This window comes from Streptomyces sp. Z423-1 (genome assembly GCF_013009255.1).
GTDB lineage: Bacteria > Actinomycetota > Actinomycetes > Streptomycetales > Streptomycetaceae > Streptomyces > Streptomyces gossypiisoli.
On sequence record NZ_CP053109.1, the window covers coordinates 6,949,297 to 6,961,868 of the forward strand.

The window sequence follows — 12,572 nt, forward strand, 5'->3', positions numbered from 1 at the left end:
CGAACGGGCTCAAAACTGCGCGACCAGCCACAATGGCGCCGCACACGACCCACGGCCCATCACGGCACCACCAGCGGAGCGCCGCGCACCCCGCACAAATGCAGCAACGCCGCGACCCCCCGGTACGGATCCGTCCGCCCGGCCCGTTCCTCCGCCGCCAGCAGCGCCTCCACGTCCGCCGGGACCTCCGCGTCGTCCGCCGCCGTGTCGGTGAAGACCCGTACGCCGTACCAGGCGTGCAGCGGCGCGCCGATCCCGGCGAGTGTGGCCGTCAGCGTGGCCAGGCGGTCCGCCCGGACGTCGAGGCCCAGCCGGTTCCGGTACGCCGTGGTGTCGAAAGCGGCGAGCGCCGTGGTCCAGTCGCCGGCCAGTCCCGGCCGGATCGCGAGCGCGTCGCCGTTGCGCACCAGCAGCGACAGCAGCCCGCCCGGCGCGAGCATCCGCGCCAGCCCGGCCAGCAGGGGATCGGGGTCGTCGACGTACATGAGTACGCCATGACAAAGCACGACGTCGAAGCTGCCGGGCAGGAAGTGCACCCCCGTGTCCCGGCCGTCCCCCTCGATGAGCCGGACCCGCTCCTGGATCCCCACCGGCTCCTCCGCCAGCGCGGAGCGCGCCGCGGCGAGCATGGTGGCGTCCTTCTCCACGCCGGTCACCTGGTGCCCGGCCCGGGCCAGCCGCAGCGCCTGCGTGCCCTGGCCCATCCCCACGTCGAGCACCCGCAGCCGCTGCCCGACCGGGAACCGCCCGGCTATCTGCTCGTCGAGCTGCCGGGCCACCAGCTCCTGCCGTACGACATCACGCAACCCGCCGAGCCCGCTCAGCCAGGCGTGCGCCGCACCCCCCGGGAAAGGCGTCGCGCTCAGGGCCGCTCTCCGCGCTTGACCTGCGGCTTGGGCAGCCGGAGTCGGCGCATCTGGAGGGAGCGCATCAGCGCGTAGGCGACCGCGCCGCGCCTGTTCTCGTCGGGGAAGCGCTCGGCCAGCCGCTTCTTCAGCCGGTACCCGGTGACGAACGAGTCCAGGACGATGAGCACGATCACCACCAGCCACAGCAGCAGCGCGATGCTCTGCAGCGCCGGCACCCGCACCATGCTCAGCACGAGGATGACCACGGCCATCGGCAGGAAGTACTCCGCGATGTTGAACCGCGAGTCGACGAAGTCACGGGCGAACCGGCGCACCGGACCCTTGTCGCGCGCCGGCAGATACCGCTCGTCACCGCCCGCCAGCGCCTGGCGCTGCCGCTCCATGGCGGCACGGCGCTCATCGCGCTGCCGCTTGGCGGCCTCCTTGCGCGTCATCGACGTATTGGCGACGCTGCGGCGCTGGGACTGGGCCTCACTGCGCTTGGGCGTCGGCCGGCCCTTCGGGGCCTGCGGGTCACGGGGCTGCTTGGAGTCGGTCAGCTGCGCCTGGGCGGCGACGGCGGCCTTCTCGTCTTTGGCACGGCTACGGAACACAAAACCCAAGGGTACGGGGTCCCGGGGCATGGACCCCAGTCCGGCGGGGAACGATCCCGCAACACCAGTCGTCTTGTAAGGGACAGAGGGGACGATGTGTACGCCCTCGGGTCCCCCCGGGGCATACCCGGGGACCACCTACTCCCTACGCCGGAGCGGGAGCGCACTCAGTCGTCCTTGGGGATGAGCGCATCCGTCCCCGAACAGTGCGTCAATGGATGCAGGGCCCGTACTGTGGGTTCTGTCGCAGACCGGTGATCTGGAGTCCGTCAGAAGGGGGCGCGCGAAGCCCATGAGCGGTGTCATGAAGCGTATGGGGATGCTCTTCCGCGCGAAGGCGAACAAGGCCCTTGACCGGGCCGAGGACCCGCGCGAGACCCTCGATTACTCGTACCAGAAGCAACTGGAGCTGCTCCAGAAGGTCCGCCGCGGCGTCGCGGACGTGGCGACCTCGCGCAAGCGCCTGGAACTCCAGCTGAACCAGCTGCAGACCCAGTCGACCAAGCTGGAGGACCAGGGCCGCAAGGCGCTCGCGCTGGGCCGTGAGGACCTGGCCCGCGAGGCGCTCTCCCGCCGGGCCGCCCTCCAGCAGCAGGTGACGGATCTGGAGACCCAGCACGCGACGCTCCAGGGCGAGGAGGAGAAGCTCACCCTGGCGGCCCAGCGCCTCCAGGCCAAGGTCGACGCCTTCCGCACGAAGAAGGAGACCATCAAGGCGACCTACACCGCGGCCCAGGCCCAGACCCGGATCGGCGAGGCCTTCACCGGCATCTCCGAGGAGATGGGCGACGTCGGGCTGGCCATCCAGCGGGCCGAGGACAAGACGGCCCAGCTCCAGGCCCGGGCCGGCGCGATCGACGAACTGCTCGCCTCCGGCGCGCTCGACGACCCCACCGGCATGGCCAAGGACGACATCCAGGCCGAGCTGGACCGGCTCTCCGGTGGTACGGATGTGGAGCTGGAACTGCAGCGCATGAAGGCGGAGCTGGCGGGAGGGACCGGTGACCAGCAGGCCATCGAGGGCGGCAAGGACCAGTCCCAGTCCCAGCAGCAGCCGCAGGACACCCCGCGCTTCGACAAGCAGTAGTCACTCACCGGAGGGCGACATGATCGTACGGATCATGGGGGAGGGACAGGTGCGGCTGGCCGACAGCCACCTCACCGAGCTGAACAAGCTGGACGACGAGCTCATGGCGGAAATGGAGAACGGCGACGGTCCCGGCTTCCGCCGCACTCTCCAGGCCCTCCTCACCGAGGTCCGCGAACAGGGCGAGCCCCTCCCGGACGAGTCCCTGGAACCCTCGGACCTGATCCTCCCGTCCCCGGACGCGACCCTGGACGAGGTACGGGAGCTGCTGAGCGACGACGGACTGATCCCGGGGGGCTGACGAACAGCGGGAGCCGGCAGTCGGCAGCCCCGTTCCACGCCCCGCGAGGTACCCGTACCGTTGACAGCCGTGAGCACCCTCGAAAGCGCCCGGCGCCGTCTGAAGGCGCACCCCACGGCGCTGGACGCGGCGCTGGCGGCCGGCGTACTGGCCTGCATGGTGGCCGCCTCCCTGGTGGACCCGCACGGCAAGCACGGCGTCAACTGGGTGCTGCGCACCCCGGACATCCTCAGCCTCGTCCTCATGGTGCTCGGCGCCGCCGCCCTCGTGTTCCGCCGCCGCGCCCCCATGCGGGTCCTCGGCATCACCGGCACCCTCTCCGTCGTCGAGTTCGTCACCGGCGACCCCAGAGCCCCGGTCGCCATGTCCGCCGTGGTCGCCCTCTACACCGTCGCCGCCAGCACCGACCGCTCCACCACCTGGCGCGTCGGCCTGCTCACCATGACCGTGCTGACCGGCGCGGCCATGCTCGCCGGCCCGCTGCCCTGGTACGCCCAGGAGAACCTCGCCGTCTTCGCCTGGACCGGCATGGCCGCGGCCGGCGGCGACGCGGTCCGCAGCCGCCGCGACGTCGTGCAGGCCATCCGCGAGCGTGCCGAGAAGGCCGAGCGCACCCGTGAGGAGGAGGCCCGCCGCCGCGTCGCCGAGGAGCGGCTGCGCATCGCCCGCGACCTGCACGACGTGGTCGCCCACCACATCGCCCTGGTCAATGTGCAGGCCGGGGTCGCCGCGCATGTCATGGACAAGCGGCCGGACCAGGCCAAGGAGGCCCTCTCGCACGTACGCGAGGCCAGCCGCTCCGCGCTCAACGAGCTGCGCGCCACCGTCGGCCTGCTCCGCCAGTCCGACGACCCCGAGGCCCCCACGGAACCCGCCCCCGGCCTGGACCGCCTCGACGAACTCGTCGGCACCTTCCGCAGCGCCGGACTGCACGTCGAGGTGGCCCGCGCCGACCACGGCACCAGCCTCCCCGCCGCCGTCGACCTGGCGGCGTACCGCGTCATCCAGGAAGCCCTCACCAACGTCCAGAAACACGCCGGTACGGCGGCGAAGGCCGAGGTCAGCGTCGTACGGGTGGGGCCGAACATCGAGATCACCGTCCTCGACGACGGCTCCGGCGAGGACGACGGCCCCGTCTCCGGCGGCGGCCACGGACTGCTCGGCATGCGCGAACGCGTCACCGCCCTGCGCGGCACCCTCACCACCGGTCCCCGCTACGGCGGCGGCTTCCGCGTCCATGCGATCCTGCCGGTCAAGACCCGCACCGCCCCAGCGAAGGACCCCGTATGACGATCCGTGTCCTGCTCGCCGACGACCAGGCGCTGCTGCGCAGCGCCTTCCGTGTGCTCGTCGACTCCGAGCCCGACATGGAGGTCGTGGGGGAGGCCTCCGACGGCGCGGAGGCGGTGCGGCTGGCGAAGGAGCAGCGCGCCGACGTGGTCCTGATGGACATCCGGATGCCCGGCACCGACGGGCTCGCCGCCACCCGCATGATCAGCTCCGACCCCGGCCTCGCCCACGTCCGGATCGTCATCCTGACCACCTTCGAGGTCGACGACTACGTGGTGCAGTCACTGCGCGCGGGCGCCTCCGGCTTCCTCGGCAAGGGCTCCGAACCGGAGGAGCTGCTCACCGCCATCCGGGTCGCGGCCGGAGGTGAGGCGCTGCTGTCCCCGGCCGCCACCAAGGGCCTGATCGCCCGCTTCCTCGCGCAGGGCGGCGACACCCACGGCACCGACCGTGACCCCGCCCGCTCCGAGCGGCTGGACGCGCTGACGGGGCGGGAGCGCGAGGTCCTCGTCCAGGTCGCGGGCGGCCACTCCAACGACGAGATCGCCGAGCGTCTGGAGGTCAGCCCGCTGACGGTGAAGACGCACGTCAACCGGGCCATGGCCAAGCTGGGCGCCCGCGACCGGGCGCAGCTGGTGGTGATCGCGTACGAGTCGGGGCTGGTACGCCCGAGGGTGGACTGACCCCGCGCCGCGTGTACTGCGGCCGGAGTATGCGCCGTATAAGGAACTGGACCCAGGGGCGACGGATCACCGGGGGGCGATGGCTCAGGGTGTAGGTACGGGCGCTCACATGTGCCCGTTCTCCGCTCACGGCCACAGAAGAGAGACGCTGACCCATGTCCTGGCTGTCCAGATTCAGCCTCGCGCAACGGGCCCTGATAGGGCTGATGTCGATCGTTGCGCTCGCCTTCGGCGCGATCGCGATCCCACAGCTCAAGCAGCAACTGCTGCCCACCATCGAACTGCCCGTGGTGTCGGTGCTCGCGCCGTACCAGGGCGCGTCCCCGGACGTGGTCGAGAAGCAGGTCGTCGAGCCGATCGAGGACAGCCTCGAAGCCGTCGACGGCATCACCGGCGTCACCTCCACGGCGAGCGAGGGCAACGCCCTGATCATGGCGTCCTTCGACTACGGCCCCGACAACCAGCAGCTCGTCGCGGACGTCCAGCAGGCCGTCAACCGGGCCCGCGTCCAGCTCCCCGACGACGTGGACCCGCAGGTCATCGCCGGTTCGACGGACGACATACCCACCGTCGTCCTCGCCGTCACCTCCGAGGAGGACCAGCAGGCGCTGGCCGACCGGCTGGAGCGGACCGTCATACCGGCCCTGGAGGACATCGACGGCGTCGGCCAGGTCACCGTCGACGGCGTACGGGACCTCCGGGTCGCCGTCACCCCCGACGACCGTGAACTGGCCCGGGCCGGCCTCACCACCCAGAGCCTCGTCCAGGCCCTCCAGGCGGGCGGCGCCACCGTCCCGGCCGGCTCCTTCGACGAGGACGGCAGCAACCGCACCGTGCAGGTCGGCGGCGGCTTCACCTCGCTGGGGCAGATCGAGGACCTGATGATCACCGGCCAGGGCGTCGACAAGCCCGTACGGCTCGGTGATGTTGCCGAGGTGACCGAGGAGCAGGCCAGGGCCGACTCCCTCACCCGCACCAACGGCGAGCCCAGCCTCGCCGTCGCCGTCACCATGGACCGCGACGGCAGCGCGGTCGCCATCTCCGACGCGGTCGAGGACAAGCTGCCCGAGATGCGCGCCGACCTCGGCTCCGGCGCGACCGTGACGGTCGTCAGCGACCAGGGCCCGGCGGTGTCCAAGTCCATCAAGGGCCTCACCACGGAGGGCGGGCTCGGTCTGCTCTTCGCGGTCCTGGTGATCCTGGTCTTCCTGGCGTCGATCCGCTCCACCCTGGTCACGGCGGTCAGCATCCCGCTGTCCGTCGTCCTCGCCCTGATCGTGCTGTGGACGCGGGACCTGTCCCTGAACATGCTCACGCTGGGCGCCCTGACCATCGCCATCGGCCGGGTCGTCGACGACTCGATCGTCGTGCTGGAGAACATCAAGCGGCACCTCGGCTACGGCGAGGAGCGCCAGGAGGCCATCCTCAAGGCGGTCCGCGAGGTCGCGGGCGCGGTGACGTCCTCGACCCTCACCACGGTCGCGGTGTTCCTGCCGATCGGCCTGGTCGGCGGCATGGTGGGCGAGCTGTTCGGCTCGTTCTCGCTGACCGTCACGGCCGCCCTGCTGGCCTCCCTGCTGGTCTCGCTGACGGTCGTACCGGTCCTGTCGTACTGGTTCGTGCGCGCCCCCAAGGGCACCCCCGAGGACGCCGACGAGGCGCGCCGGCAGGCGGAGGAGAAGGAGGCGAAGAGCAGGCTCCAGCGGTTCTACGTCCCCGTTCTGCGCTTCGCCACCCGGCGCCGCCTGACCAGCGTGGCCATCGCGGTCGTGGTCCTGATCGGCACCTTCGGCATGGCGCCGCTGCTGAAGACCAACTTCTTCGACCAGGGCGAGCAGGAAGTCCTCACCATCAAGCAGGAGCTGAAGCCCGGCACCAGCCTGGCCGCGACCGACGCCCAGGCGAAGAAGGTCGAGCGGCTGCTCGCCGACACCGAGGGCGTCAAGGACTACCAGGTGACGATCGGCTCCTCCGGCTTCATGGCGGCCTTCGGCGGCGGCACCGACACCAACCAGGCCTCGTACTCGGTGATGCTGGACGACTCCGCCTCGTTCGAGGACGTCCAGGACCGCATCGACGCGGGCCTGGACAAGCTCGACGGCATCGGTACGACCACCATCGCGGCCGGTGACGGCTTCGGCAGCCAGGACCTCAGCGTGGTCGTGAAGGCGGCCGACGCGGACGTGCTGCGCGAGGCCTCCGAGGAGGTCCGCGAGGCGGTGGCCGGGCTGGACGACGTCACGGACGTCACCAGCGACCTGGCCACCAGCGTGCCGCGCATCTCCGTGACGGCCAAGGACGCGGCGGCCGCCGCCGGTTTCAACGACCAGACGCTGGGCGCGGCCGTGGCCCAGGCGGTGCGCGGCACCACGGCGGGCAAGGCGACGCTGGACGACACCGAGCGCGACATCGTCATCAAGTCGGCGGAGCCGGCCGAGACCATCGCCGAGCTGCGCAACCTCCCGCTGGGCCAGGTGAAGCTGGGTGAGATCGCGACCGTGAGGCTGGTGGACGGGCCGGTCTCCATGACCCGGATCGACGGTCAGCGCGCGGCCACCATCACCGCCAAGCCGACCGGCGACAACACGGGCGCGGTCAGCGCCGAGCTCCAGTCGAAGATCAACGACCTGGACCTCCCGGCGGGCGCCACGGCACGGATCGGCGGCGTCTCCGAGGACCAGAGCGACGCCTTCGCCAACCTGGGCCTGGCGATGCTGGCGGCCATCGCGATCGTCTTCATGCTGCTGGTCGCGACCTTCCGCTCGCTGGTCCAGCCGCTGATCCTGCTGGTCTCCATCCCGTTCGCCGCGACCGGCGCGATCGGCCTGCTGGTCGCCACCGGCACCCCGATGGGCGTCCCCGCGATGATCGGCATGCTGATGCTGATCGGCATCGTGGTGACCAACGCGATCGTGCTGATCGACCTGATCAACCAGTACCGCAGGCAGGGTTACGGCGTCGTCGAGGCCGTGGTCGAGGGTGGGCGGCACCGGCTCCGTCCGATCCTGATGACCGCCCTGGCGACCATCTTCGCCCTGGTCCCGATGGCGCTGGGCATCACCGGCGAGGGCGGCTTCATCGCCCAGCCGCTGGCGGTGGTCGTGATCGGCGGCCTGATCACCTCCACCCTGCTGACCCTGCTCCTGGTCCCGACGCTCTACGCGATGCTGGAGCTCCGCAAGGAGCGCCGGGCGAAGAAGCGGTTGGCGAAGCGGCAGGCGAAGCCGGAGACGGCGGCGGAGCCGCAGCCGGAGCCCGCGCAGGTCTGACCGGCATGGCGAAGGGGGGCCGCACCGTCAGGTGCGGCCCCCCTTCACGCGTCGCACCGCCGGAGGCTACGGCAGCGCCAGCATCCGCTCCAGGGCCAGCTTCGCGAACGCCTCCGTCTCCTTGTCGACCTCGATGCGGTTGACCAGGTTGCCCTCGGCCAGGGACTCCAGGGCCCAGACCAGGTGGGGGAGGTCGATGCGGTTCATGGTCGAGCAGAAGCAGACCGTCTTGTCGAGGAAGACGATCTCCTTGCCCTCCGGCGCGAAACGGTTCGCCAGGCGGCGGACCAGGTTCAGCTCCGTGCCGATGGCCCACTTGGAGCCGGCCGGGGCCGCCTCCAGCGCCTTGATGATGTACTCCGTCGAGCCGACGTAGTCCGCGGCCGACACCACCTCGTGCTTGCACTCGGGGTGGACCAGCACGTTCACGCCCGGGATGCGCTCGCGCACGTCGTTGACCGAGTCGAGGTTGAAGCGACCGTGCACCGAGCAGTGGCCGCGCCACAGGATCATCTTCGCGGCCCGCAGCTCGTCGCCGGTCAGGCCGCCGTTGGGCTTGTGCGGGTTGTAGACGACACAGTCGTCGAGGGACATGCCCATGTCCCGCACGGCGGTGTTGCGGCCCAGGTGCTGGTCGGGCAGGAACAGCACCTTCTCGCCCTGCTCGAACGCCCACTCCAGGGCCCGCTTGGCGTTGGACGAGGTGCAGATGGTGCCGCCGTGCTTGCCGGTGAACGCCTTGATGTCGGCGGAGGAGTTCATGTACGAGACGGGCACGACCTGCTCGGCGATCCCGGCCTCGGTCAGCACGTCCCAGCACTCGGCGACCTGCTCGGCCGTCGCCATGTCGGCCATCGAACAGCCGGCGGCCAGGTCCGGCAGCACGACCTTCTGGTCATCGGACGTCAGGATGTCCGCGGACTCGGCCATGAAGTGCACGCCGCAGAAGACGATGTACTCGGCCTCGGGGCGCGCGGCCGCGTCCCTGGCCAGCTTGAAGGAGTCGCCCGTGACGTCCGCGAACTGGATGACCTCGTCGCGCTGGTAGTGGTGGCCGAGCACGAAGACCTTGTCGCCCAGCTTCTCCTTGGCCGCGCGGGCGCGCATCACCAGGTCCGGGTCGGACGGCGAGGGCAGGTCGCCGGGACACTCGACGCCGCGCTCGCTCCTCGGGTCGGCCTCACGGCCGAGCAGCAGCAGGGCGAGGGGCGTCGGCTGTACGTCGAGCTCCTGGGTCTGGGCGGTGGTCACGACACGCACCCTTTCTGTTCTGCGGCTCGCCGACCCGGGGAGGCCGGATCGGCGGGACATACGGGACACCTTTTCGACTTTTCGTCGAAATGACGCTATCTATCATAACCGCTTCACGTCAGTTTGACGATGGCCATAGCGTCGATGTGACGTGAATCCCGACACCTCCCCGTCGTACGGCGTTGCCCCGTTGTCCACAGGCCGCTGTGCGCTCACGGAAGCGTGTGCGAGCATGAAGAGGGAGCCAAGGAGAAAAGACACGGGCCCGCCCCGGAATGAATCCGCGGCCCCGCCGGTTGCAACCGTCGGCAAGCAGTCTCCGTACAACCCGGGAGAGATGTAGATGTCCGTATCGGACGAGACCACCACCGTCACCGACGGCATCATCCTGACCGACGCCGCCGCGTCCAAGGTCAAGGCGCTGCTCGACCAGGAAGGCCGCGACGACCTCGCGCTGCGCGTCGCCGTCCAGCCCGGCGGCTGCTCCGGCCTGCGCTACCAGCTCTTCTTCGACGAGCGCTCGCTCGACGGCGACGTGGAGAAGGACTTCGGTGGGGTCAAGGTCGTCACCGACCGGATGAGCGCTCCGTACCTGGGCGGCGCGACCATCGACTTCGTGGACACCATCGAGAAGCAGGGCTTCACGATCGACAACCCGAATGCGACGGGTTCCTGCGCCTGCGGTGACTCCTTCAGCTGAGCGACGCCCCACCAAGGCATGAGTGAAGGCGGCGGCCCCCTTTTGCGGGGCCGCCGCCTTCATGCTGCGGTCGGCTACTTCGGCAGCCGCGCTCCCGGCTTCTCCAGCGGAATGCGCTCGCCGTCCGAGCCGACCACCTTCCGGTCACCGAGCGGCTCGTCCAGCTGCACGGTCCGGTAGTGGACCTTGGCGATCAGGATGCAGACTTTGTCCGGCCATGACTTCTCGGTCACCGTCACGGTCACCGTGTCGGGACCCTCGACCGCCTTCGCCTCGTACTTGGCGCACACTCCGCCCGTGAAACTCACGGTCAGCTCCCGGCCCTCGGCGGTGTAGCCCTCGACCTGGACGTCCCGGGTGCGGGGCGCGTCCCCCGGCTCGGACGGCCGCGGACTGGGCTGCCCGCCCGACCGGGCCGAGGTCAGGTACTTCGGGTCGATCGCCGGATACGTCACCGTGAAGCTGTCCTGCGCCCCCGGTGCCCGCACCTCGAACAGCCAGGACGGCACCAGCGCCGGCCGGGCGTCCACCGAGTGCGAGGCCAGCCCGAACACCGCGTCCTCGACGGTGACCTGCTCCTGCCGGGGCACGCTGGGCGTCTCTCCGCAGGCCGCGTCGCCGTCCAGCGGTACGGGACTGGCGCAGCCGCCGATGCCGCCGCGCGGGGCGGGCGCCTGCGCCACGTTCATCAGCTCCAGCGTCCGCTCCGCGCTCAGCACGGGGTACGTCGCCCCCTGCACCGGCGCGGTCAGCTGGCCGCTCGCGGCCACCACGTCGCCCTGGGCGCCGACCGTGACGCCGGTCGGCCAGCCGTACGTCGGCAGCCCGCCGACCACGGGATCGGCGTTCACGACCCGCTGCGCGCCGATGACCTGGCCGGCGTCCACCTTGGCGGAGTCCTGGCCGACCGCCTTCAGGATCGGCGCGGCCGCTTTCCGCGCCGCCTCCTCGCTCACCGGATCGGCGGAATCGCCGGAATCGGCGGAGGGGTACTTGGCGCACACCGTGGTGCTCCGGCAGTTGTCGGTGCCGGGGGCGTACCGGTGGAAGGTCCAGGTGCCGGGCGCCTGCCGGTTCACCTGGAGGCTGGGTCCCTGACCGTCCTGGCCGCCGATCTTCCAGGCCTGCCCCTCGGCGATCGGCGTCCCGTCGAGGTCGAGCGCCTCGGCGAGCCTCGCCACGTCCTCCTTGGTGACCTCGCCCTTCGGCCAGTGCACGGCCGCCGAGCGCGGGCCGTCCGGGAGGGCGCCCTCGGCCTTGTAGGTGACGCCGTTCGGGTCGGGTTCGCCGGGCGCGATGCCGTTCGGGGCGCCGGAGGAGTAGCCGTCGAGGGCGAGCGGCGGGGGAGTGCCGTTGCCCGCCGGGGCACCCGACCCCGTAGCACTGCCGGAGCCGCCACCGGCTGACGCCGCGAGATAGGCTCCGCCGCCACCGACCAGCAGAACGGCGGCGGCGACGGAGGCGATGACGGCGGGGGAGCGGCGGCGGGCGGGATGGGGGGCGTGGTGCTCGTGGCCCTCGTCGGCGCGGACGACGTCCTGGTCGGCGCGGGGGCCGTCCTGGTCCGTGCGGACGCCTTCCTGGTCGGTGCGGGCGCCTTCCTGGTCGGTGGGGGTGCCGTCCTGGTCCGTGCGGGCGCCTTCCTGGTCGGTGGGGGTGCCGTCCTGGTCCATGCGGATGACGTCCTGATCCGCGCCCTGCTCGTCACGGGCGACGTCCGGCTCCTCGCGGTCGGCGCCCTCCTCGGCGTCGCCCGAGGCCTGCGCGTCCTCGGAGACCTGCGCGTCTGCCGAGCCTTGGGCGCCGCCTGAGGCCGGGGCGGCCTCCGAGGCCTGCGCGTCTCCCTGACCCTGCGCGCCGCCAAAAGCCTGCGCCTCTCCGGAACCCTGCGCGCCCCCAGAGGCCCGTGCCTCCCCCGCACCCCGCGGCGCGGTCCCCCCGTCGTCGGTCGGCTCGGCGGCGCCGGTCCCGCCCGCGACGTCGTCGTCGTTGTCGGGTCGCTCGGTGTTCACCGCATCGCTCCTTCGGCTGCACAGCTCACGCTGGTGGGTCGTATCCCGTCTCCCCTTTACGGGGGACAGCGATGGGACGCAGCGGGGGAGCGCACGGTTCCCGGAAGCGGGTCGGCTCAGTCGCCGTAGTCCGACATCGCGTCCAGCAGCCGGGCCGACTTCGGCGGCACGGTCACGCCGTGGATCAGCGACAGCGGGACCGGGCGGGTGGTGCCCCGGTCGGGGGCCGACCAGTGCGGGACCATCCGGGCGCAGTCGCCGCGCAGCGAGGCCAGGTCGCCTTCCAGGTCGGCGGAGGTGGGGGCCGGGTCGTCGAGTTTCGTCATAGCGGCACCGTAGACACGCCGAGGCAGGCGAAGAAAGATCTACTATCGGGTAGTTTTGTCGCCTTCGCAGCCGTCCGCGCCCCCTTTGTCGACTCCCGGTCGACTCCCGGCCGTCTCCCCACGCCATCCGGCCATCCGCTTCAGCGCCGGTACTGCAACCGGGTAGCGTGAATCGTCAACCCCCTCCACCC

At 71.3% G+C, this 12,572-nt stretch carries 11 protein-coding genes; 6 read left to right on the forward strand and 5 right to left on the reverse strand.

Annotation, left to right across the window (positions count from 1 at the left end):
• Positions 1-59: 59 nt before the first annotated feature.
• Positions 60-779, reverse strand: a complete 720-nt coding sequence (locus HJD23_RS31275) for a methyltransferase domain-containing protein (protein WP_171111630.1) — start codon at positions 777-779, stop codon at positions 60-62.
• 83 nt (positions 780-862) lie between these two features.
• Positions 863-1,492, reverse strand: coding sequence for a DUF3043 domain-containing protein (locus tag HJD23_RS31280; RefSeq protein ID WP_171109857.1), 630 nt, complete (start codon positions 1,490-1,492; stop codon positions 863-865).
• A 262-nt stretch (positions 1,493-1,754) separates the two neighbouring features.
• Here HJD23_RS31280 and HJD23_RS31285 point away from each other — a divergent pair, with 262 nt between their 5' ends.
• The 5 genes from HJD23_RS31285 to HJD23_RS31305 all read left to right on the forward strand — a co-directional run bounded on the left by HJD23_RS31285 (position 1,755) and on the right by HJD23_RS31305 (position 8,092).
• Entirely contained in the window at positions 1,755-2,549 is a 795-nt protein-coding gene (locus HJD23_RS31285) for a PspA/IM30 family protein (protein ID WP_171109856.1), read from the forward strand.
• Between the two features lie 19 nt (positions 2,550-2,568).
• On the forward strand, positions 2,569-2,850 hold the full coding sequence (locus HJD23_RS31290) for a hypothetical protein (RefSeq protein WP_171109855.1): 282 nt from the start codon (positions 2,569-2,571) through the stop codon (positions 2,848-2,850).
• A 69-nt stretch (positions 2,851-2,919) separates the two neighbouring features.
• A complete protein-coding gene (locus HJD23_RS31295; RefSeq protein ID WP_171109854.1) occupies positions 2,920-4,140 on the forward strand; it encodes a sensor histidine kinase in 1,221 nt (406 codons plus the stop codon).
• Complete coding sequence (locus tag HJD23_RS31300; protein WP_171109853.1) at positions 4,137-4,823, forward strand: response regulator transcription factor; 687 nt, start codon at positions 4,137-4,139, stop codon at positions 4,821-4,823. Before HJD23_RS31295 ends, HJD23_RS31300 begins: the two co-directional genes overlap by 4 nt.
• Before the next feature lie 155 nt (positions 4,824-4,978).
• Positions 4,979-8,092, forward strand: coding sequence for an efflux RND transporter permease subunit (locus HJD23_RS31305; RefSeq protein WP_171109852.1), 3,114 nt, complete (start codon positions 4,979-4,981; stop codon positions 8,090-8,092).
• 66 nt (positions 8,093-8,158) lie between these two features.
• Here the strand turns inward: HJD23_RS31305 and nadA are convergent, their stop codons facing one another.
• On the reverse strand, positions 8,159-9,343 hold the full coding sequence (gene nadA, locus HJD23_RS31310) for a quinolinate synthase NadA (RefSeq protein ID WP_171109851.1): 1,185 nt from the start codon (positions 9,341-9,343) through the stop codon (positions 8,159-8,161).
• A 343-nt stretch (positions 9,344-9,686) separates the two neighbouring features.
• On the opposite strand from nadA, the gene HJD23_RS31315 reads away from it, so the two are divergent.
• On the forward strand, positions 9,687-10,043 hold the full coding sequence (locus HJD23_RS31315) for an iron-sulfur cluster assembly accessory protein (protein WP_006135694.1): 357 nt from the start codon (positions 9,687-9,689) through the stop codon (positions 10,041-10,043).
• Positions 10,044-10,117: 74 nt separating this feature from the next.
• Here the strand turns inward: HJD23_RS31315 and HJD23_RS31320 are convergent, their stop codons facing one another.
• Positions 10,118-12,055 carry a hypothetical protein gene (locus tag HJD23_RS31320; RefSeq protein WP_171109850.1) on the reverse strand — a complete coding sequence of 646 codons (1,938 nt, stop codon included), beginning with the start codon at positions 12,053-12,055 and terminating at the stop codon, positions 10,118-10,120.
• Positions 12,056-12,171: 116 nt separating this feature from the next.
• Entirely contained in the window at positions 12,172-12,381 is a 210-nt protein-coding gene (locus HJD23_RS31325) for a hypothetical protein (protein ID WP_171109849.1), read from the reverse strand.
• Positions 12,382-12,572: the final 191 nt, after the last annotated feature.

Excerpts from the sequence above, each read along its gene's own strand:
- HJD23_RS31315 (WP_006135694.1), top strand. The coding sequence starts at position 9,687 with ATGTCCGTATCGGACGAGACCACCACCGTCACCGACGGCATCATCCTG.
- HJD23_RS31285 (WP_171109856.1), top strand. The coding sequence starts at position 1,755 with ATGAGCGGTGTCATGAAGCGTATGGGGATGCTCTTCCGCGCGAAGGCG.
- HJD23_RS31290 (WP_171109855.1), top strand. The coding sequence starts at position 2,569 with ATGATCGTACGGATCATGGGGGAGGGACAGGTGCGGCTGGCCGACAGC.
- HJD23_RS31280 (WP_171109857.1), bottom strand. The coding sequence starts at position 1,492 with ATGCCCCGGGACCCCGTACCCTTGGGTTTTGTGTTCCGTAGCCGTGCC.
- HJD23_RS31305 (WP_171109852.1), top strand. The coding sequence starts at position 4,979 with ATGTCCTGGCTGTCCAGATTCAGCCTCGCGCAACGGGCCCTGATAGGG.
- HJD23_RS31325 (WP_171109849.1), bottom strand. The coding sequence starts at position 12,381 with ATGACGAAACTCGACGACCCGGCCCCCACCTCCGCCGACCTGGAAGGC.
- HJD23_RS31300 (WP_171109853.1), top strand. The coding sequence starts at position 4,137 with ATGACGATCCGTGTCCTGCTCGCCGACGACCAGGCGCTGCTGCGCAGC.